Here is a 20,939-nt window from a genome sequence, read left to right on the forward strand (position 1 = left end):
TAAAAGAATTATGAAAAAAATATTTTTTATCCTTATAATGGCACTTACTTCAAGTGCCTTTTCTCAAAATATACGTTTCGAGGGTACTGTTAAAGATACAACCGGTGTTGGTTTAGAAATGGCCAATATTATGGCTGTAAATCAGCAAACTAAAGCAATGGATGCTTATGCAATTACTAATGAAGCCGGAAAATTTATCTTGACTTTAAAATCTAATACAACTTACACTCTTAAAGTGAGTTATATAGGTTTTCAAACTTTTGAAAAATCAGTTACTACAGGAACAACTACAATGAATTACCCAGTAGTTTTAAAAGAAGGAACACAGCTAAATGAAGTTGAAATTGTTCAAGAAATGCCAGTAAGTGTTTCGGGTGATACGATTATTTATAATTCCGATTCTTTTACAAATGGTACAGAACGAAAGTTGGAAGATGTATTGAAAAAACTCCCAGGTGTTGAGGTTAATAAAGATGGAGAAATTGAAGTAGAAGGGAAAAAAGTCCAAAAAGTAATGGTAGAAGGAAAAGATTTCTTTGATGGTGATACGAAATTGGCAACTAAGAATATTCCAGCAGACGCTTTAGATAAAATCCAAGTTTTACGAAATTACAATGAGGTTTCTAACTTAAAAGGTTTAGAAAATAACGAGGAAAGTATTGCTTTGAACATCAAATTGAAAGAAGGGAAAAAGAACTTCTGGTTTGGAGATATGACAGCTGGAATTGGTGTTGGGATGGATGATGCTCGTTATATCGTGAATCCTAAATTGTTTTATTATAATCCTAAATACAGTTTAAATGTTATTGGTAATGTGAATAATATTGGAGAATTACCATTAACAGCTCAAGATTATTTCAAATTTACAGGAGGTTTCAAAAATATGATGCGAAAAGGAGGTTCTTCTTTTAATGTTGTGTCTAATGATTTAGGAATTATGGGACTTCGTAATAACCAAGCAGCTAATATTGAGTCTACTTTTGGAGCGGCTAATTTTAGTTTTAATCCTTCAAAAGCTTGGACATTAAGTGGTTTTGGAATTTTATTAGGAAATAAAACGGAAATTGAAAACAGAACAGTTTCTAATCGTGTAGATAATTTACCAGATGGAACGTCTCAAACGATTACAGAAACTCGTGAAGATTTCACAAGACAAAAAAGTAATCAAGTTTTGTTTAAATTGAGTTCGAGTTATGTGCCGTCTGAAAAAAAACATTTTGATTACGATGCATTAATTAAGATTTCTGACCAAAAAGAAAATACAAGTGTTTTTTCTAGCTTGTTGTCGGATATTTATACAGCAAAAAAACAAAATCCTTTTTCAATAAATCAAAATCTTAATTACTACTATACGTTAAGTGATAAGCACGTTTTTGGTTTTGAAATGCAGCATTTGTATCAAAATGAAGATCCATTTTATAATGCTAACCTTGAAACTTTACCTTTTGCACCTTTGTTAACAGGTTACATAAATGAAGGAGCAGGAGTAAGAGACGATGTAACTCAGAAACGTTTTGTTCAAACAAATAAAGTAGATACAAAATTTGATTATTATTACATGTTGACTCCAAAAAGCAACATCAATTTAACTTTAGGAAACACCTATTCGTATCAAAATTTTGATTCGTCTATTTTTCAGATTTTGAATAATGGTACTCAGAATAATTTAACAGATGCAAGCACAGTGAATAATGTTAATTATGCATTTAACGATGTGTTTTTAGGATTACATTATAAATTCATGACCGGAAAGTTTACTTTTAATCCAGGATTTAGTGTGCATCAGTTTAATACTAATGATCAACAACTTGGAACATCAAACAAGCAGTCTTTCAATAGAATTTTACCAGATGTATATGCGTTATGGCAAATTAAAAAATCAGAAACATTGACTTATAATTATTCTTTAACAAACAATTTTACAGATATCAACAAGTTAGCTCAAGGTTACGTGTTTTCAAATTACAATAGCTTATTTAGCGGAAATAGATTCTTAGAAAACTCTACTTCTCAAGTACATTCATTACGTTATTTTAAATACAACATGTTTAACTTCGAAAATATCTTTGCTAATATTTCGTATACAAGACAATTAGAAGGTATTAAAAACAGAGCATTGTTGGTTGGAGTAAATCAAATTTCATCAGCTGTAAATATCAACTCTTCTTTCCCTGATGAAACTTTATTGGCTGCTGGGAATTACGGGCGTTCTTTTGCTAAATATTATAAAGCAAATGCGAGAGTAGGGGTAAATTGGTCAAAATTTAATAATATTAGAGTTTTTCCTGATTCGGATTCTGATCCAAATAATAATCCAACGAAAATTCAAACTACAGAATCTGTCTCACAAAGCTATGGTTTGAGTTTTTCAACAAATTATAAAACTTTGCCAAACTTAACATTAGGATATAATTTTACTGTTAATGATAATTTTTCTGATGTAATTTATGTGGATAGTCCAACAGTTACTTTGGAATATTTTTTCCTTGATGCATTTTCATTTGTTTCGGAATATTCTTATTATCACAACCGAAACAAATCAAATACTATTGATAGTGAATACGATTTCTTAACTGCAAGTTTAATGTATCAAAAGAAAGATAGTAAATGGGAATGGAAACTTTCAGGAACCAATTTATTAGATACTAAATCGTTAGACACTAACAGTTTTAGTCAGCTAGGAGGAACGAGTACTTTTTCAAGTTATAGAGTACAGCCAAGATTTGTAATTGTTAGTTTGAAATACAGATTATAAACTAAATAAAAAGTCCCGAAATATTTCGGGACTTTTTATTTAGTTAAGTTTCTCTTCAATTGCTTTTAGCCTTTTTTCTAAAGCTTCGTTTTTTTGTTTTTGGAGTTCTAATTCTAGTTTTAATGCTTCAATTGTTTTTTGTTGTTCTTGTATTGATTTTACTATTGGAACAACAAATTCAGCATAACGTAAACTATAAAAATCATTTTTGTTTTTTGGTACATCAACACCACTAAAATCATAGTTGACTTTCTTAGCCGTTTGTTCCACTTCTTGAGCTATAAATCCTGAATATCTAATGTTGTTGTTTTGACTTTTTGGGTCAATAGCTTTAAAATTATAATTATAAGTAACTGGTCTTAGATTTAAAATAAAATCTAATCCTACAACATTATTTTGTATGTTTTCTTTCAAGCGTCCATCTGATAAATTAGACCATCCAACAGCTCCGCCAATGCTGGTAATGTCAAAATTACCAAATCTAATTTGATTGTCACCTGAAACATATGTATTATATCCAATTGCGGTTGAATTGTTGTAATCTCCTGAATTATAAGCATTATAGCCAATAGCTGTATTGTAATTTCCTGAATTATTTGAAACCAACCCGTTGTTTCCGATAGTTGTATTAAAAGAACCATTGTTGTTGGATAAAGAGTTGTTTCCCAAAGAAATATTGTGGTTTCCAGAAGTATTATTTAACAACGCATTGTAGCCTAAACTTATATTGTTTTCTCCTATATTGTTGTTTTTTGAAGCATTTCTACCAATACTAGTGTTGAAACTTCCTGTTGTATTGTTTTCCAATGAATTTGCTCCAACAGCTATATTATTATTTCCAGTAGTATTTGATTTTAAAGCGAATTCTCCAAAGCCAGAATTGTAATTTCCAGTATTCGCATATAAAGATTGGTTTCCAAAAGCTGAATTTCCTATTCCAACAGTTGAGCTAAACAAAGCATTGTTTCCAAAAGCACTATTGTTGCTTCCTGATATGTTGTTGTATAAACTATTAAAACCAATAGCGGTATTATTTGAGCCAGAATCGTTATTATATAAAGAGTGGCTTCCTAATCCAGTATTCTGATTTCCTGTTTTTGATTTATATAAAGAGAAAGCACCAATAGCAGTATTCTGAAAGCCAATAGTGTTGTTGTTTAAAGAATTATTCCCAATTGAAGTGTTTTGATAACCTGTGGTGTTGAAACTTAAAGAGGCTAGTCCTACTGCAACATTGTTATTTCCTGTAGAATTAGCAGTTAAAGTGTAAGAGCCAATACCAGTGTTGTTGTTTCCACTAGTATTTGTGTAAAGTGAGTAAGTTCCGATGGCAACATTATAACTTCCATTGCTGTTGTTGTATAGACTATTAGTTCCTAAAGCAGAATTTTCATTTCCTGAAATATTCATCAACAATGAATTTGATCCAATTGAAGTGTTTGAATTTCCTGTAGTATTATTGTTTAAAGAATATATTCCTACTGCTGTGTTGGAATTCCCAACAGTATTGTTTGTCATGGTTTGAGCTCCCATTGCGCTGTTAGAATAACCTGTGGTGTTGTTTTTCAAGGTGTTAAATCCAACAGCCGTGTTTGAATTTCCATTAGTAGTACTGCTTAATGAAAAACTTCCAAAAGCAGTGTTGTTTGAACTACTCCCTACAGGTCGGTAAGAATTATTTCCAAAAGAAGTGTTGTTGATGGCTATAATTCCTGAATGATTGTTGTTTCTTCTAAAAATGAAATCTGTATTATCTTTTGTTCCGATATAATTGTTGCTTGGGTTGGTGTTTGTGTTTCCATTTATCAACCAAACATTTTTTGTGTTTGTTACAGAACTCCATGAAGTAGTATTGTTATCCCAATAATAAAAACCAGGTGCGTTATTGACAACAGTTGTTGTAAGGTAAATTAATAAACCATTTTGATCGCTTGTTGGATTAATAGCAGGGAAATTGTTAACTCTTGGAATCAGAATTCCATCCGTGTTTGAGGGTGAGTTAATATCACTAGCTACAATATCTAAGGTAGATTTTGGATTTGTAGTATTAATTCCAATTTGTGAAAAAATGGAGAAACTATTTAAAAAAATAACAAAAAAGAATATTTGTATAGGGGTTTTCATTAAAAATGAATTTTTCGCTAAAGTATAAAATCTGCAAATAAAAAACCCACTTATTTAAAAATAAATGGGTTTAACTATTTTGTATTCAGCAGATTCTTAGATATTGAAAGCAGCTTTTACTTTGTCTACGAAATCTAATTTTTCCCAAGTAAATAACTCAACTGTTACTGTTTTAGATTCACCACCTGGAGCTGTAAACGTTTTGGTTACAGTTTCAGGAGTTCTTCCCATATGTCCGTAAGCAGCAGTTTCACTATAAATTGGATTTCTTAATTTCAAACGTTGCTCGATAAAGTAAGGACGCATGTCAAAAATACTTTCTACTACTTTACTGATTTCTCCGTCTGTTAAGTTTACTTTTGCAGTTCCGTAAGTGTTTACGTTGATTGATGTTGGTTCAGCAACTCCAATTGCGTAAGAAACTTGAACTAAAATTTCATCTGCAACACCAGCAGCCACTAAGTTTTTAGCAATATGACGTGTTGCATAAGCAGCAGAACGGTCAACTTTAGATGGGTCTTTTCCAGAGAAAGCACCACCACCGTGAGCTCCTTTTCCACCATAAGTATCTACGATAATTTTTCTTCCTGTTAAACCAGTATCACCGTGAGGTCCTCCAATTACGAATTTTCCTGTTGGGTTAATGTGGTATTTAATAGCATCATTGAATAAATGTGCGTATTGAGGATTTTTAGCGATTACTCTTGGAATCAAAATTTCGATAATATCTTTTTTAATTTTAGCTAACATCGTTGGTTCATCAGCAAAATCATCGTGTTGTGTAGAAACTACAATAGCATCAATACGAACGGGTTTATTGTCATCAGAATATTCTAAAGTAACCTGAGATTTAGCATCCGGACGTAAGTAAGTGATTTCATTATTTTCTCTTCTTAAATCTGCTAATTCTTGAAGAATTTGGTGTGATAATTTCAATGCTAACGGCATGAATTCAGCAGTTTCATTAGTAGCATAACCAAACATCATTCCTTGGTCACCTGCTCCTTGTTCTTCTTTGCTTGCTCTATCAACTCCTTGGTTAATATCAGCAGATTGTTCGTGAATTGCAGATAAAACACCACAAGAATTCGCTTCGAACATATATTCGCTTTTTGTATAACCAATTTTCTTGATTACATCTCTTGCGATAGTTTGTACATCTAAATACGTGTTTGATTTAACTTCTCCAGCTAAAATTACTTGACCTGTTGTAACTAATGTCTCACAAGCTACTTTTGACTCAGGGTCAAATGCTAAAAAGTTATCAATTAATGCGTCTGAAATTTGATCCGCAACTTTGTCAGGATGTCCTTCACTCACTGATTCTGACGTAAATAAATAAGCCATAATAAATTATTTTTAAATTTTAAGCGAGGAAAAATAATTGCAGGTAGTGCCTAAAGGAGTAGTAATTACTGCTTTAGCATTTTTTAATGAGGTTGCAATCAGTTCAAATTTTTCCTCTTAGTTTTCGGATGCAAATGTATGAAATGAAATTGAATTCCAAATGATTGTTAACTTTTTTTTATTTTATTCATTTCGAAATTACAAATAGAGGTTTCTTTAGAAATATTTTTGGATTAAAATTCATTTTTAATGAAAAATATTCTAAATACTTATTATTATATAACAAAATTTAGAAAAATAATCTATTTATTTTTTTATTGTAGAAAATAAATCTAATTTTGCCCTGTCAAACTAAAAGAAATAAAAAATGAACTTTACAATGTGCAATATGTGTATGATGATGTGGAACAATCCGCAGAGGAAACCTATTGCATAATTTTAAAAGTAAATTAATTCAATATAACCTCTGTCGAAAGCAGAGGTTTTTTTTATTTCTAAAAACACATCAAATATGAAAATAGCCATTTACAATCCAAGACGATGTTGTCGAATGTGTAGCTGAATCAAACTCAGTAATATCCAAAATACAGTTAAAAACACAATAACATCAAAATAAAAATATCATGAGCACAAATAAATTCGCAACAAACGCTTTACACGCAGGACACGACACAACTAAAAACGCAGGAACAAGAGCGGTTCCAATTTACCAAACCACATCATACGTTTTCAATAATTCTGATCACGCAGCCAATCTTTTTGGTTTAGCCGAAGCTGGTTTTATTTACACAAGATTAAATAATCCAACAAACGATATCCTAGAACAACGTTTAGCTAAATTAGAAGGCGGAATTGGAGCTGTTGTAACTGCATCTGGAACCGCAGCAATTTCAACTGCTTTGTTGACGTTGTTAAAAGCTGGCGACCATATCGTAGCTTCAAACAGTTTATATGGCGGAACTTATAATTTATTAAATGTGACTTTGCCAAGATTAGGCATCACAACAACATTCGTAGATCCATCAAATCCTGACAATTTCTTAAATGCTGTGCAAGAAAATACTCGAGTGTTCTTTGCTGAAAGTTTAGGAAATCCAAAATTAGATGTACTTGATTTAAAAGCCATTTCAAAAGCCGCACAAACCTACAAAGTGCCTTTTATTGTAGATAACACAGTGGCAACACCCTTTTTGCTGAACCCAATCGAACACGGAGCCAACATCGTAATTCATTCCTTAACCAAATACATTGGTGGAAACGGAACTTCGCTTGGAGGTGTCATCATCGATGCAGGAAATTTTGATTGGAGCAACGGGAAATTCCCAGAATTCACAGAACCTTCAGCAGGTTATCACGGATTAAAATACTATGAAGTTTTAGGTGCTGCCTCGTTCATTGCAAAAGTTAGAATCGAAGGTTTACGCGATTTAGGTGCTTCTTTGAGTCCATTCAACGCATTTCAAATAATTCAAGGTTTAGAAACGTTGGCTATCCGAATCAAAAAGCACAGTGTAAATGCTTTGGAATTAGCTAAATGGTTGCAAAAACGTCCAGAAGTAGCTTGGGTAAATTATCCAGGATTGATTTCTTCAAAATATTATGATTTAGCCCAACAATATTTGCCAGAAGGACAAAGTGGTATCGTAACTTTTGGATTAAAAGGTGGTTATGAAGCAGCTAAAAAAGTAGCTGATGAAACCCAATTTTTCTCATTGTTAGCGAATATTGGCGACACAAAATCACTGATTATTCATCCAGCAAGTACAACGCACCAACAATTGTCAGAAGAACAACAAATTACAACTGGAGTAACGAAAGATTTGATTCGTTTATCCGTTGGATTAGAAGATATTGAAGACTTGAAAGCCGATTTAGAAGGTGTTTTCGAAAAATTGCCAGTTCAAAATTTAGTTTAGGTTTTTGTTTGTTTGAAGGCTGCCGATAGACCTACCTAAAGGCAGTCTTTTTTTTAAAAGAATGATGAGTACAATTCAAAAAATAGTGTTCCAAAATGTTCCGTTGCAAAATAGAGTAGTGCAATCCAAAGTGATTTTGTCCTATCAACTGTTCGGACAACCCGTTGGTTCAGCTCCTTTGGTGTTAGTGAATCATGCATTAACTGGAAATTCGCAAGTTATTGGAGAAAACGGTTGGTGGCAATCGTTGATTGGTGAGAGTAAAATTATCGACACCAAAAAATATGCGGTTTTAGCTTTCAATATTCCCGGAAACGGCTATCAAGATGTAGAAAATTTGATTGAAAACTATCAAGATTTCACCACTTATGATATTGCTAATTTGTTTTGGAAAGGAATCGATTCATTTAAAGTGAATCAAGTTTTTGCTATTATAGGCGGAAGTTTAGGCGGAGCAATTGCTTGGGAAATGGCAGCGATTCGACCAAAAGCAATTGCAAATTTAATTCCGGTTGCAACAAATTGGAAAGCTTCTGATTGGTTGATTGGAAATGTGTTAACACAAGATTTGATTCTGAATAATTCTAAAAATCCAATTCACGATGCTAGAATTCACGCCATGTTATTGTATCGAACACCTGAATCATTCCAAGAAAAATTTCACAACAAATTGCAAAATTCGGATGGATTGTTTCAAGTAGAAAGTTGGTTGTTGCATCACGGTGAAAAATTGCAAAATCGATTCCAACTTTCGGCATACAAACTCATGAATTATTTATTGAAAACTACTGATATTTTTAAAAACAAAAATAAATCGGAAGTCATTAAAGGCATCACGTCAAACATTCATCTAATCAGTGTGGATACCGATTACTTTTTTACGGCAAACGAAATTAAAACCGCTTTTCAGGAAGTCAAAAACTACAAAAACAATGCATTTTATCACGAAATCAAATCCATTCACGGACACGATGCTTTCTTGATAGAATTTGAACAACTAAACAACATACTAAAACCTATATTTAATTAAGATGAAAATATTAAAATTTGGAGGAAAATCATTAGCAAACGGAGAAGGATTGCAAAAAGTAATTCAAACAATTGCTCAAAAATATTTCAATAACGAGCCCATTGCAGTCGTAGTTTCGGCAAGAGGAAACGCAACAGACGAATTGGTAATTCTACTAAAAAAAGCACAAGCCAACATCAATTTTCAAGCGGATTTTGAGCAATTTAAAAAATACCAATTGGAAGGCTTGAAAGAAAACATATTTGAAGAAGAATTCTCAGTTTTGCAGAAATTGTTGGAAGGCGTTTCGCTTTTAGGAGATTACAGCGATAAAATTAAAGATCAAGTCATTGCGTTTGGCGAAATTTTATCCGCAAAATATGTCTCTTACGTTTTAAACGAAAACAGCATCAAAGCACAATTCACCGATTCACGTCAACTAATAAAAACTGATATTAACTTTGGAAATGCGCAACCAATAGATGCCGTTTCAAAACGAAACGTATTAGATTATTTCGAGAAAAACACCGATAAAGTCAACATCGTAACAGGTTTTATTGGTTCAACGTTACACAACGAAACTACTACTTTAGGAAGAAACGGAAGTAATTACACCGCTTCCCTATTAGCGAATTATCTAAACGCCGAAGAATTTCAAAATTACACACACGTAGACGGAATCTTTACCGCAAACCCTGATTTAGTGGCTGATGCAAAAAAAATCGAGCGATTATCGTTCAACGAAGCGAATGAGTTAGCGAATTTTGGAGCGCAAATTTTACATGCCAAAACCATCATTCCTTTGGTAGAAAAAAACATTCCATTGCGAATTTTAAACACGTTCAATCCAGAAAACGATGGCACATTAATTACTTCGGAACAAACAAATGAAGGCATAAAATCGCTTTCAGTTTTGACAAATGTGTCGCTGATTAATTTAGAAGGAAGAGGTTTGTTAGGAAAAACTGGTGTTGATGCAAGAATTTTCCGTGTGATGGCTGAAAACGATATTAGTGTTAGTATTATTTCGCAAGGTTCTTCAGAAAGAGGAATTGGTTTGGTGGTAAATTCCGATAAAGCATCAAAGGCTTTGGTTGGTTTAGAAAAAGAATTTGAAAACGATTTTTACACGAAAGATGTCAATAAAATTTCAGTTAACGATAACATTGCTGTGATTTCGATTATTGGGCAAGATTTAACGAATTTCCACAAACCCTACACGGCTTTAATCCGAAATAAAATCACGCCAATTTTGTTGAATAACACGGTTACAGGAAGAAATATCAGTTTGATAATTAGTCAAGATGAATTTAAACGTGCTTTAAATGTGATTCATGGTGAAATTTTTGGAGTAGCAAAAAAAATCAACATTGCTATTTTCGGTCACGGAACGGTTGGCGGAACTTTGATTTCCCAAATTTTAGAATCGGCAAAAAATATCGAAAAACGAAAAGGAATCAAGTTGAATGTCTTTGCGATTGCGAATTCAAAGAAAGTGTTATTCAATAAATTCGGAATTAGCGAAAATTGGAAAGCTACTTTAGAAGACAAAGGTCAAGATTATAAAGTAGAAGATGTTATCGCTTACGCCAAAGAACATCATTTAGAAAATTTAATCGCCATTGACAACACAGCAAGTTCAACTTTCATTGAAAATTACATTTCATTGGCTGAAAATAGTTTCGATTTGATTTCTTCAAATAAAGTTGCAAATACAGTAAGTTATGATTTCTATAAAAAACTACGAAAAGTATTGAAAGACAATCAAAAAGAATATCTGTACGAAACCAATGTTGGTGCAGGATTACCTTTAATTGACACAATAAAATTACTGCATTTGTCAGGTGAAAACATCACTAAAATCAAAGGTGTTTTCTCTGGGACATTAAGTTATTTGTTTAATAATTTTTCAGTTGAAAACAAGAAATTTAGCGAAGTATTACAAGAAGCTATCGATAAAGGTTTCACCGAACCCGATCCAAGAGAAGATTTAAACGGAAACGATGTGGGACGAAAATTATTAATCTTAGCGCGCGAATTAGATTTGCAAAACGAGTTTGAAGAAATCCAAATTCAAAACTTAATTCCTGAACCTTTGCGCGAAGGAAGTGCAACTGATTTTCTAAAACGTTTATCAGAATTAGACGGAATTTACCAAAACATCAAAGATGCTCAAGGTCCCAACGAAGTCTTACGTTACATTGGCGAATTATCAGGCGATTTGCATCAAGATAAAGGAAAATTAGAAGTGAAATTAATTTCGGTTCCAGCCAATTCTGCTTTAGGTTCGTTAAAAGGTTCGGATTCTATTTTCGAAATATACACCGAATCTTATGGCGAGCAACCTATCGTAATTCAAGGCGCTGGAGCCGGAGCATCCGTAACTGCAAGAGGTGTTTTTGGAGATATTTTACGCTTATCCGAAAAAAAATTATAACCACTCAAACTCAAAACCTGCAAGATGTAAAAGTCTTGTGGGTTTTACACTTAAATGAACTTAAACTATTCTTCATAAGTGAAGTAAAACTTAAATGAGTTATATGTTAAAAACAAACAAAACCATGAGTAACCAAAATTTAGGATTAGAAACCCAAGCCATCAGAACGCAATTAGAACGCACACAATATTTAGAACATTCCGTTCCGTTATATTTAACTTCCAGTTTTATTTTTGAAGATGCCGAAGATATGCGCGCTTCGTTTGCTGAGGAAAAAGAACGCAATATTTACAGCCGATTTTCCAATCCCAACACATCCGAATTTGTAGAAAAAATTTGTTTAATGGAAGGGGCAGAAGACGGTTACGCTTTCGCAACAGGAATGGCAGCGGTGTATTCAACTTTTGCCGCTTTATTGAATTCGGGTGATCATATCGTTTCAGCGAGTAGTGTTTTCGGTTCGACACATACTTTGTTTACCAAATATTTTCCAAAATGGAACATCGCCACTTCGTATTTCGATGTCAACCAACCAGAAACGATTGAAAATTTCATCCAACCAAACACGAAAATTCTTTACGCAGAATCACCAACCAATCCAGCGGTTGATATTTTAGATTTAGATTTATTGGGAAAAATCGCCAAAAAACACAATCTGATTTTGATTATCGATAATTGTTTTGCCACACCATACATCCAAAATCCAATTCAATTCGGTGCCGATTTAGTGATTCATTCCGCCACCAAATTAATCGATGGTCAAGGAAGGGTTTTAGGTGGAGTAACCGTTGGACGTTCTGATTTAATTCGTGAAATTTATTTGTTTTCCCGAAATACTGGTCCGGCCTTGTCGCCTTTCAATGCTTGGGTGTTGTCAAAAAGTTTAGAAACGTTGCCGGTTCGTATCGAAAAACATTGCGAAAACGCTTTAAAAGTGGCCGAATTTTTAGAATTTCATCCTAATGTAGCTTCAGTGAAATATCCGTTTTTGAAATCGCATCCGCAATATGATGTCGCAAAAAAGCAAATGAAATTAGGAGGAAACATCGTAGCTTTCGAAATCAAAGGCGGAATTGAATCGGGAAGAAAGTTTTTGGATAAAATCAAACTATGTTCGTTATCTGCGAATTTAGGAGACACACGTTCGATTGTTACGCATCCAGCTTCCACAACTCATAGTAAGTTGACTGAAGAAGAACGATTAGCAGTAAGTATTACTGATGGTTTGGTACGCGTTTCTGTGGGTTTGGAAACAGTTCAAGATGTAATTAACGACTTAAAACAAGCGTTAGAATAAAAGTTTTTAAGATATTTTACAGATTTATATTCTGTTTAAAATTATTAATTTAGAATGTAAATCTATAAATAATCTTTTTTTAATGAAATTTTAGAAAATATTTCATTATTTCAATTTTGTCACTACATTTGCAGTGTTCATAATTATAGTGTTTGTTATCACGAAAGCTGGAGGGAATAGACCCTGTGAAAGCTTAGCAACCCTACACTTGTAGAAGGTGCTACATTCTATTCCGATTTTATCGGAAGCAGATAACGTTAGAATTGCTCTCCAACTTTCTACGGTAACAAATTAAGTTAATCAAGAAAAATTAGGTAATTAGCCTTTGCGAGAGAATACAATGTCAAAAATTCAAGAAGAAATCAAAAAACGAATTCTCGTGCTCGATGGAGCTATGGGAACGATGTTGCAACGTTATAAATTTGAAGAAGAAGATTTTAGAGGCGAACGTTTCAAAGATTTTCCACATCCCTTAAAAGGAAACAACGATTTACTTTCCATCACCCAACCAGAAGCAGTAAAATCAGTGCATCGCGCTTATTTTGAGGCGGGTGCCGATATTGTAGAAACCAATACTTTTTCGGGAACGACTATCGGAATGGCGGATTACCACATGGAAGATTTAGTCTATGAATTGAACTTTCAATCCGCAAAAATCGCTCGTGAAGTTGCGGATGAATTTACCGATAAACCAAGATTTGTAGCAGGTTCAATCGGCCCAACAAACAGAACAGCATCAATGTCGCCAGATGTAAATGACCCTGGATTTCGAGCTGTAAATTTTGACGATTTAAAAATTGCCTACAAACAACAAGTCGAAGCGTTAATCGATGGTGGTTGCGATTTACTTTTGGTAGAAACCATTTTTGATACGTTAAATGCGAAAGCTGCTTTGTTTGCGATTGAAGAAGTAAAAGAAGAACGCAATATCGATATTTCAGTAATGGTTTCAGGCACAATTACCGATGCTTCTGGAAGAACACTTTCAGGACAAACAGTGGAAGCTTTTTTGATTTCGATTTCGCATATTCCATTGTTGAGCGTTGGGTTTAATTGCGCTTTAGGAGCCGACCAATTAAAGCCGTATTTGAAACGATTAGGAAATAACACCTCGTTAAATATTTCGGCACATCCCAATGCAGGTTTGCCCAATGCCTTCGGACAATACGATCAAACTCCGGAAGAAATGCAACAATTAATCCGTGAGTATTTACAGGAAAATTTAGTGAATATAATAGGTGGATGTTGCGGAACAACGCCAGAACACATCAAATTAATAGCTGAGGTAGCAAAAGAATTCAAACCACGCACCGTAGAGAAAACGCATGCGTTTTCTCAATAATTGATTTTTATCAATTATCAAATATGTAAAAAATGAAAAACAGTACAATAAAAATACAATTCGAAACATTTTTACAGTCGCAACGATGTTGGGTTTGCCAATACGTTAGCAACAGTAAAACCTTTTGGAAGGATGTTGCGAAACATTATAAAAGAATAAGTAATGAGTTATAATTCCGATAAATATTTAAAATTATCAGGTTTAGAACCTTTGATTGTAACTCCAGAAACCAATTTTGTAAACGTTGGAGAACGAACAAATGTTACAGGTTCTAGAAAATTTCTTCGATTAATTAAAGAAGAAAAATATGATGAAGCCTTAGATATCGCTCGTGCTCAAGTAGAAGGTGGTGCGCAAATTATCGATGTCAACATGGATGAAGGAATGTTAGATGGCGTTTATGCGATGACCAAATTCCTAAATCTAATCGCAGCCGAACCCGATATTGCACGAGTTCCAGTAATGATTGATTCTTCGAAATGGGAAATCATTGAAGCAGGGTTAAAAGTCATTCAGGGTAAAGGTGTGGTGAATTCGATTTCGTTGAAAGAAGGAGAAGCAACTTTTATTCATCATGCCAAATTAATCAAACGATACGGAGCTGCTGTAATTGTCATGGCTTTTGATGAAAACGGTCAAGCAGATACGTATGAAAGACGTATTGAAATCTGCAAAAGAAGTTACGATATTTTGGTTAACCAAGTGGGTTTTCCAGCTGAGGATATCATTTTCGATCCTAATATTTTCCCAGTGGCAACCGGAATGGAAGAGCATAAATTAAATGCTTTAGATTTCTTCCGTGCGACCAAATGGATTCGCGAAAATCTTCCTTATGTCCATGTTTCGGGTGGCGTGAGTAACGTTTCTTTTTCTTTCCGTGGCAACGATAAAGTGCGTGAAGCAATGCATTCGGCATTCTTATATCATGCCATTCAAAATGGAATGACGATGGGAATTGTAAATCCAGAAATGTTAGAGATTTATGATGAAATCGACCCCGTTTTGTTGGAACATGTGGAAGATGTTTTACTAAACAGAAGAGAAGATGCTACCGAATGTTTATTAGAATTAGCCGAACGTTTCAAAGACGATGTAAAATCCAATGAAAAAGCGATTGCTGAATGGAGAAATGGTTCGGTTCAAGAGCGATTAACTCACTCCTTAGTAAAAGGAATTGATGAGTTTATTGAAATTGATGTGGAAGAAGCACGTCAATTAGTTGAGAAGCCAATCGAAGTAATCGAAAATCAACTGATGAACGGGATGAATGTTGTAGGAGATTTGTTTGGTTCAGGAAAAATGTTCTTGCCTCAAGTAGTGAAATCCGCTCGTGTTATGAAAAAAGCAGTGGCTTATTTGCTTCCTTATATTGAAGCTTCAAAAGATGGAAAATCTTCATCGGCCGGAAAAGTATTAATGGCAACTGTAAAAGGCGATGTTCACGATATTGGTAAAAATATTGTTTCAGTAGTTTTAGCTTGTAATAATTTCGAAATCATCGATTTAGGTGTGATGGTTCCGCCAGAAAAAATCATTGAAACTGCAGTTAAAGAAAATGTAGATATTATCGGTTTGAGCGGTTTGATTACGCCTTCTCTGGATGAAATGGTGTATTTGGCTAAAGAAATGGATAAACTGAATATCAAAATTCCTGTAATGATTGGTGGTGCTACAACTTCACGAGCACATACTGCTGTAAAAATCGCACCAGAATATAAGGAAACGGTGGTTCATGTGAATGATGCTTCTCGAGCGGTAACGGTTGCAACTAATTTATTACAACCCGATACTAAGGTTACTTATGCAAAATCACTTCGTGAAGAATATGATACACTTCGAGAAGGTTATTTGAATAGAAGTCGCGAGAAAAATTTCTTATCGATTGAAGAAGCGCGTAAAAATAAATTCAAAATCGATTGGAATAATTACCAACCTGTAAAGCCAAATTTCATAGGAACAAAAACCATTGAAGTTAACCTTTCAGAATTAGTAGATTTCATCGATTGGACACCGTTTTTTCAATCATGGGAATTATACGGAAAATATCCAGCGATTTTAACCGACGATATTGTAGGTGAACAAGCAACGAATTTGTTTGAAGATGCACAAAAAATGCTTTCTCAAATTGTTTCAGAAAATTGGTTCACTGCAAAAGGGATTTTAGGAATTTTTCCAGCGAATACAATCAATCACGATGATATAGAGCTTGTCACTTCGAGCGGAGTCGAGAAGTTTTTGACTTTAAGACAGCAATCACAAAAAACGGTTGGAGCTCCAAACATTGCTTTAGCTGATTTTATTGCACCTAAAGAAATTGGAAAACAAGATTACATTGGATGTTTTTGTGTGTCAACAGGTTTTGGAGTAGATGAAAAAGCTTCGGAATTCGAAAAGCAATTAGATGATTATAATTCGATTTTGGTAAAAGCTTTGGGAGATAGATTAGCAGAAGCTTTCGCAGAATATTTGCATTTGAAAGTACGAAAAGAAATTTGGGGTTACGCTTCCGATGAGGTTTTGTCAAATGATGAGTTAATCAAAGAACAATACAAAGGAATTCGTCCAGCTCCAGGTTATCCTGCTTGTCCTGACCATTTGGAAAAACCAACGATTTGGAAATTATTAAATGTAGAACAAGAAATAGGCGTGAAGTTAACTGAAAGTATGGCGATGTGGCCAGCGTCATCGGTTTCGGGTTATTATTTTGCGAATCCGGAAAGTAAATATTTTGGTTTAGGAAAAATTAAAAAAGACCAATTAGAAGATTACGCCAAAAGAAGAAATATTAGTGTAGAATTAGCCGAAAAATGGCTCTCACCCAATTTAGCAGATTAAGATGAAAGTAACTGAACATATACAAAACGCCAACGGAAAACCTTTGTTCTCCTTCGAGATTTTACCACCTTTAAAAGGGCAAAATATTCAATCGATTTTTGATAGTATTGATCCGTTGATGGAATTCAATCCACCGTTTATTGACGTGACTTATCATCGTGAGGAATATGAATTCAAAGAGCTAGAAAATGGCTTACTTCAGAAAAAAGTAGTTAAAAAACGACCTGGAACCGTTGGGATTTGTGCTGGAATTCAAAATAAGTATGAAGTAGATGCTATTCCACATATTTTGTGTGGTGGTTTTACCAAAGAAGACACAGAGAATTTATTAATTGATTTAGATTTTTTAGGAATTGATAATGTTGTAGCACTTCGTGGTGATGCGGTTAAGAGCGAAATTTACTTCAAACCTGAAAAAGAAGGTCATGCTTATGCGTCAGAATTAGTAACACAAATCAGTAATTTAAACAAAGGAATTTATCTGGACGAAGATTTACAAAATTCTACTAAAACTGATTTTTGCATTGGAGTTGCAGGTTATCCCGAAAAACACATGGAAGCACCAAGTTTAGATAGTGACATTCATTTCGTTAAGCAAAAAATTAAAAACGGAGCTGATTATATTATTACCCAAATGTTTTTTGATAATAAAAAATTCTTCGATTTTGTTGCAAAATGCAGAGCTGCTGGAATTACCGTTCCTATTATACCAGGATTAAAACCTATTGCTACAAAGAAACAATTGAATTTAATTCCACATCGATTTAGTTTAGAGTTACCTGATGATTTAATTATGGCAGTTGTAAAAGCTAAAGATAATGATGCTGTTAAACAAATTGGAATCGAATGGTGTACCCAACAAAGTAAAGAATTGATAGCGGCTGGAATTCCGGTTTTGCATTATTATTCTATGGGAAAAGCGGAGAATGTTAAAGCAATTGCGAGAGAGATTTTTTAAATATTAGTTCTTTTAAAAGTTAGGTCTCCTAAGTATTTCGTACTTAGGAGATTTTTTTTTTAAACCAAGTTAGACTTTTATTCGTAGGTGAAGTTAGTGTTTCAAGAACGTTGTTTATTAAATTGTAATCATTTAGATTTTAAATTAACAAATTGTTATTTTAAATGAAAGATGGTTTTTGATTGCCTATTTAGCAATAAATTTATCGACGAAAAACACATAAATTCGATTAATAACATTTTGTTGTTTTTTAAAAAGTGTATTTTTTCGAATTTTTCTATTTTTTGATTGTTTTGAGAGGTTTAATTTATGTTTATACGCTTTTATGAGTTTTTATTTAAAAATAATACAATAAAAATGTTAAATATTTGTTTTAAATTTTCTTTAAAATGGTTGTGATTGAAAAAAATATATTTTTTATTCGAAAAATAATTGTAAATTTATAATAACAAAAAACCAAACCCATGAAAAAAATTATCTGTTCATTCGTAATTTTATTCATTTCCCAGTTAACCTTCGCAAATGAATTAGATTCTATCTTAACAAAAGCTAGATCGCTTACCGAGAAGAAAAATTATATTGAAGCAATTAAAGAGTATGAAAATTACATCAAATTGTCGAAAGGTGAAAATTTAAAAGACGTGTATATAGAAGTAGCAAACTGTTACTTTTATCAGAATAAAAAAGAGGTTGCCGTGAAGTACATCAAAGAGGCCATTACCAAACATGGTTTTACGGAAGAAGATTTCATTTACAATTCGTTGTTAAATGAAGATTTGTCAAGTTACGCACTTTCTGTGGTTTACGATGATTACGACAAACTCAGACAAAAGTATTTAGTGACAGTTAAGTAATAAAGGTCACAATACTTTTAAAATCTCCTTACAGTTTTAGTTGTAAGGAGATTTTTTTATTTCTTTTTTGCTGTTTTTTCTCTAAAAATTTGCTCTAAGTTTTTACTTTTCAATACAATTTGTAACGTTCTCAAATTGTTTGCTTGAGCAAAATCAAATAATGCTGGGCGCATGTCGGTAGTTGAGGTAAAAGTCAATTCCCAAACTAAATCATGCGTATTTTTTGCTGATTTCAAATTTGATAAAGCCGTAAAATCAGATTCAGAAACTTTTTTGTCAAATTCAACTTCAATAATTTGTTCGGCTTCTTCAGCTACTAAATTGTTTAGTTTTTTATCAGTAACAATTTTCCCTTTATCGATAATGATAATTCTATCGCAAATCGCTTCCACTTCTTGCATAATGTGCGTGGAAAGAAAAACGGTTTTGTCTTTTCCAATGTTTTTAATCAAATCACGAATCTCTACTAATTGATTTGGGTCTAAACCAGTTGTTGGTTCGTCAAAAATCATCACATCCGGATTGTGTAATAAAGCCGTTGCTAATCCTACACGTTGACGGTAACCTTTAGATAATTCTCCGATTTTCTTGTGACTTTCAGGTGTTAATCCTGTCAAAGCAATTACTTCATCAATCCTTGATTTCGCCACTTTATGTAAATCAGCATTAAAAGCCAAATATTCTCTCACATATAAATCCAAATATAAAGGATTGTGTTCTGGTAAATACCCAACTGATTTTTGTACTTCTTTTTGCGCCGAAGTAACATCGTGTTCGTTTACAACAGCAGTTCCGCTATCTGAAGTTAAATAAGTAGTCAAAATTTTCATTAAAGTAGATTTTCCGGCACCATTTGGACCTAAAAAACCTACAATTTCTCCTTTTTTTACTGAAAAACTAACGTTGTCTAACGCTTTTTGGTCTCCGTAATTTTTTGAAATATTTTGAACTTCTATCGACATAGCTTGTAAATTTTAGCAAAAGTAACTTTTTTTAAAAGAACTCAAATTTATTTAAAAAAGTATTTCGTTTTCATTTTTTTATTACTTTTACACAATCAAATAATAAACAGCGTAATGCTTACACATAGCACATTTTTTTATAACAATTCTTTTTATTTCTTCTGGAGACAGATGAGGGATTGTTGTGCTATTATATAAATGAAAGAAATTTATTTTATAAACATACAATCCCGATGCAAATCGGGATTTTTTTTTGCTCATAATTATGGATATTAAAGTTGCAATTCAGGGAATTCAAGGGTCGTTTCATCACCAAGTAGCACATCGTTATTTTGGTGAAGCAATTGGTTTGGATGAATGTAGTACATTCAGAGATGTGGCTAATAGTTTGAAAAACAAACAGTCAGACAAAGCTATTATGGCAATTGAAAACTCTATTGCTGGTGCTATTTTGCCGAATTATGCTTTAATTGATTCATACGATTTACATATTGTTGGAGAACATTTTTTAGATATTCACATGAATTTAATGGTGTTGCCAGGCCAAAAGATTGAAGATATTAAAGAAGTGCATTCGCATCCGATTGCTTTGTTGCAATGTGCCAATTTCTTTAGTCAATATCCGCATATTAAATTGGTCGAAAGTTCCGATACTGCAATTACAGCTAAACGAATTCAGGAAAATCAGTTAAAAGGGATTGGAGCTTTAGCAGGACCAGTGGCTTCAGAAATTTACAATTTGGAAATTATTGCCGATGGAATTCACACCATAAAAAGCAATAAAACACGTTTTGTAGTTTTAAAAGCATCCAACAAAGAAATTCCGAAAGAAATTATCAATAAAGCATCCATAAAATTTGAATTGGATGACACGCCAGGTTCGTTGGCAACGGTTTTAAATGTGATGAATAATTGCAAATTGAATCTAACAAAAATTCAATCGTTACCTATAATCGAAAAGCCTTTTACGTATGCTTTTTTTGTAGATGTGGTTTTTGAAAAATACAAACATTTTGAAAAAGCAAAAAAAGTAATGGAAATTATGACAACGCATTTCAAGGTGTTGGGCGAATATGAAAAGAGTAAACAATAATAATTTAAGA

At 33.2% G+C, this 20,939-nt stretch carries 13 protein-coding genes and 1 riboswitch; of the genes, 10 read left to right on the plus strand and 3 right to left on the minus strand.

All coding sequences use genetic code 11. From position 1 onward, the window contains the following. Positions 1-10: 10 nt before the first annotated feature. A complete protein-coding gene (locus IM755_RS05265; protein ID WP_194094320.1) occupies positions 11-2,755 on the plus strand; it encodes a carboxypeptidase-like regulatory domain-containing protein in 2,745 nt (914 codons plus the stop codon). A 39-nt stretch (positions 2,756-2,794) separates the two neighbouring features. Here the strand turns inward: IM755_RS05265 and IM755_RS05270 are convergent, their stop codons facing one another. Together IM755_RS05270 and metK are read right to left on the minus strand one after the other, a co-directional pair. After that, positions 2,795-4,879: a tail fiber domain-containing protein gene (locus IM755_RS05270; RefSeq protein ID WP_194094323.1), complete on the minus strand. Its 2,085-nt coding sequence runs from the start codon at positions 4,877-4,879 to the stop codon at positions 2,795-2,797. Between the two features lie 96 nt (positions 4,880-4,975). Beyond that, entirely contained in the window at positions 4,976-6,226 is a 1,251-nt protein-coding gene (metK, locus tag IM755_RS05275) for a methionine adenosyltransferase (RefSeq protein WP_194094325.1), read from the minus strand. A gap of 623 nt (positions 6,227-6,849) precedes the next feature. Between metK and IM755_RS05280 the strand changes: the two genes are divergently transcribed. From IM755_RS05280 to IM755_RS05315, 8 genes are all read left to right on the plus strand, one after another. Next, positions 6,850-8,142: an O-acetylhomoserine aminocarboxypropyltransferase/cysteine synthase family protein gene (locus tag IM755_RS05280; RefSeq protein ID WP_194094327.1), complete on the plus strand. Its 1,293-nt coding sequence runs from the start codon at positions 6,850-6,852 to the stop codon at positions 8,140-8,142. A gap of 64 nt (positions 8,143-8,206) precedes the next feature. Next, positions 8,207-9,172: an alpha/beta fold hydrolase gene (locus tag IM755_RS05285; RefSeq protein ID WP_194094329.1), complete on the plus strand. Its 966-nt coding sequence runs from the start codon at positions 8,207-8,209 to the stop codon at positions 9,170-9,172. Between the two features lies 1 nt (position 9,173). Further along, positions 9,174-11,588, plus strand: a complete 2,415-nt coding sequence (thrA, locus tag IM755_RS05290; protein ID WP_194094331.1) for a bifunctional aspartate kinase/homoserine dehydrogenase I — start codon at positions 9,174-9,176, stop codon at positions 11,586-11,588. A gap of 103 nt (positions 11,589-11,691) precedes the next feature. Next, a complete protein-coding gene (locus tag IM755_RS05295) occupies positions 11,692-12,885 on the plus strand; it encodes a trans-sulfuration enzyme family protein (RefSeq protein WP_394368298.1) in 1,194 nt (397 codons plus the stop codon). A gap of 152 nt (positions 12,886-13,037) precedes the next feature. Beyond that, positions 13,038-13,143: riboswitch (SAM riboswitch) on the plus strand. A gap of 82 nt (positions 13,144-13,225) precedes the next feature. Then, a complete protein-coding gene (locus IM755_RS05300; protein ID WP_194094333.1) occupies positions 13,226-14,227 on the plus strand; it encodes a homocysteine S-methyltransferase family protein in 1,002 nt (333 codons plus the stop codon). A gap of 162 nt (positions 14,228-14,389) precedes the next feature. Next, a complete protein-coding gene (gene metH, locus IM755_RS05305) occupies positions 14,390-17,062 on the plus strand; it encodes a methionine synthase (protein WP_194094342.1) in 2,673 nt (890 codons plus the stop codon). Between the two features lies 1 nt (position 17,063). Continuing rightward, positions 17,064-18,020 (plus strand): methylenetetrahydrofolate reductase [NAD(P)H], encoded by a 957-nt coding sequence (gene metF, locus IM755_RS05310; RefSeq protein ID WP_194094344.1) that lies wholly within the window; start codon positions 17,064-17,066, stop codon positions 18,018-18,020. A gap of 464 nt (positions 18,021-18,484) precedes the next feature. Continuing rightward, a complete protein-coding gene (locus IM755_RS05315) occupies positions 18,485-18,874 on the plus strand; it encodes a tetratricopeptide repeat protein (RefSeq protein ID WP_194094346.1) in 390 nt (129 codons plus the stop codon). A gap of 56 nt (positions 18,875-18,930) precedes the next feature. On the opposite strand, the gene gldA is transcribed toward IM755_RS05315, so the two are convergent. Continuing rightward, positions 18,931-19,836 carry a gliding motility-associated ABC transporter ATP-binding subunit GldA gene (gene gldA / locus IM755_RS05320; RefSeq protein WP_194094348.1) on the minus strand — a complete coding sequence of 302 codons (906 nt, stop codon included), beginning with the start codon at positions 19,834-19,836 and terminating at the stop codon, positions 18,931-18,933. Between the two features lie 265 nt (positions 19,837-20,101). On the opposite strand from gldA, the gene IM755_RS05325 reads away from it, so the two are divergent. Continuing rightward, positions 20,102-20,929 (plus strand): prephenate dehydratase, encoded by an 828-nt coding sequence (locus IM755_RS05325; protein ID WP_194094350.1) that lies wholly within the window; start codon positions 20,102-20,104, stop codon positions 20,927-20,929. Positions 20,930-20,939 lie beyond the last annotated feature (10 nt).

Origin of the sequence: Flavobacterium proteolyticum (genome assembly GCF_015223105.1) — a bacterium.
Lineage (GTDB): Bacteria > Bacteroidota > Bacteroidia > Flavobacteriales > Flavobacteriaceae > Flavobacterium > Flavobacterium proteolyticum.

What these genes read in the sequence shown, in the direction of transcription:
- IM755_RS05285 (WP_194094329.1), top strand. Translation starts at nt 8,207, where the DNA reads ATGAGTACAATTCAAAAAATAGTGTTCCAAAATGTTCCGTTGCAAAAT.
- gldA (WP_194094348.1), bottom strand. Translation starts at nt 19,836, where the DNA reads ATGTCGATAGAAGTTCAAAATATTTCAAAAAATTACGGAGACCAAAAA.
- IM755_RS05325 (WP_194094350.1), top strand. Translation starts at nt 20,102, where the DNA reads ATGGATATTAAAGTTGCAATTCAGGGAATTCAAGGGTCGTTTCATCAC.
- thrA (WP_194094331.1), top strand. Translation starts at nt 9,174, where the DNA reads ATGAAAATATTAAAATTTGGAGGAAAATCATTAGCAAACGGAGAAGGA.
- IM755_RS05280 (WP_194094327.1), top strand. Translation starts at nt 6,850, where the DNA reads ATGAGCACAAATAAATTCGCAACAAACGCTTTACACGCAGGACACGAC.
- IM755_RS05315 (WP_194094346.1), top strand. Translation starts at nt 18,485, where the DNA reads ATGAAAAAAATTATCTGTTCATTCGTAATTTTATTCATTTCCCAGTTA.
- IM755_RS05270 (WP_194094323.1), bottom strand. Translation starts at nt 4,879, where the DNA reads ATGAAAACCCCTATACAAATATTCTTTTTTGTTATTTTTTTAAATAGT.
- IM755_RS05300 (WP_194094333.1), top strand. Translation starts at nt 13,226, where the DNA reads ATGTCAAAAATTCAAGAAGAAATCAAAAAACGAATTCTCGTGCTCGAT.
- metK (WP_194094325.1), bottom strand. Translation starts at nt 6,226, where the DNA reads ATGGCTTATTTATTTACGTCAGAATCAGTGAGTGAAGGACATCCTGAC.
- IM755_RS05265 (WP_194094320.1), top strand. Translation starts at nt 11, where the DNA reads ATGAAAAAAATATTTTTTATCCTTATAATGGCACTTACTTCAAGTGCC.
- metH (WP_194094342.1), top strand. Translation starts at nt 14,390, where the DNA reads ATGAGTTATAATTCCGATAAATATTTAAAATTATCAGGTTTAGAACCT.
- IM755_RS05295 (WP_394368298.1), top strand. Translation starts at nt 11,692, where the DNA reads ATGTTAAAAACAAACAAAACCATGAGTAACCAAAATTTAGGATTAGAA.
- metF (WP_194094344.1), top strand. Translation starts at nt 17,064, where the DNA reads ATGAAAGTAACTGAACATATACAAAACGCCAACGGAAAACCTTTGTTC.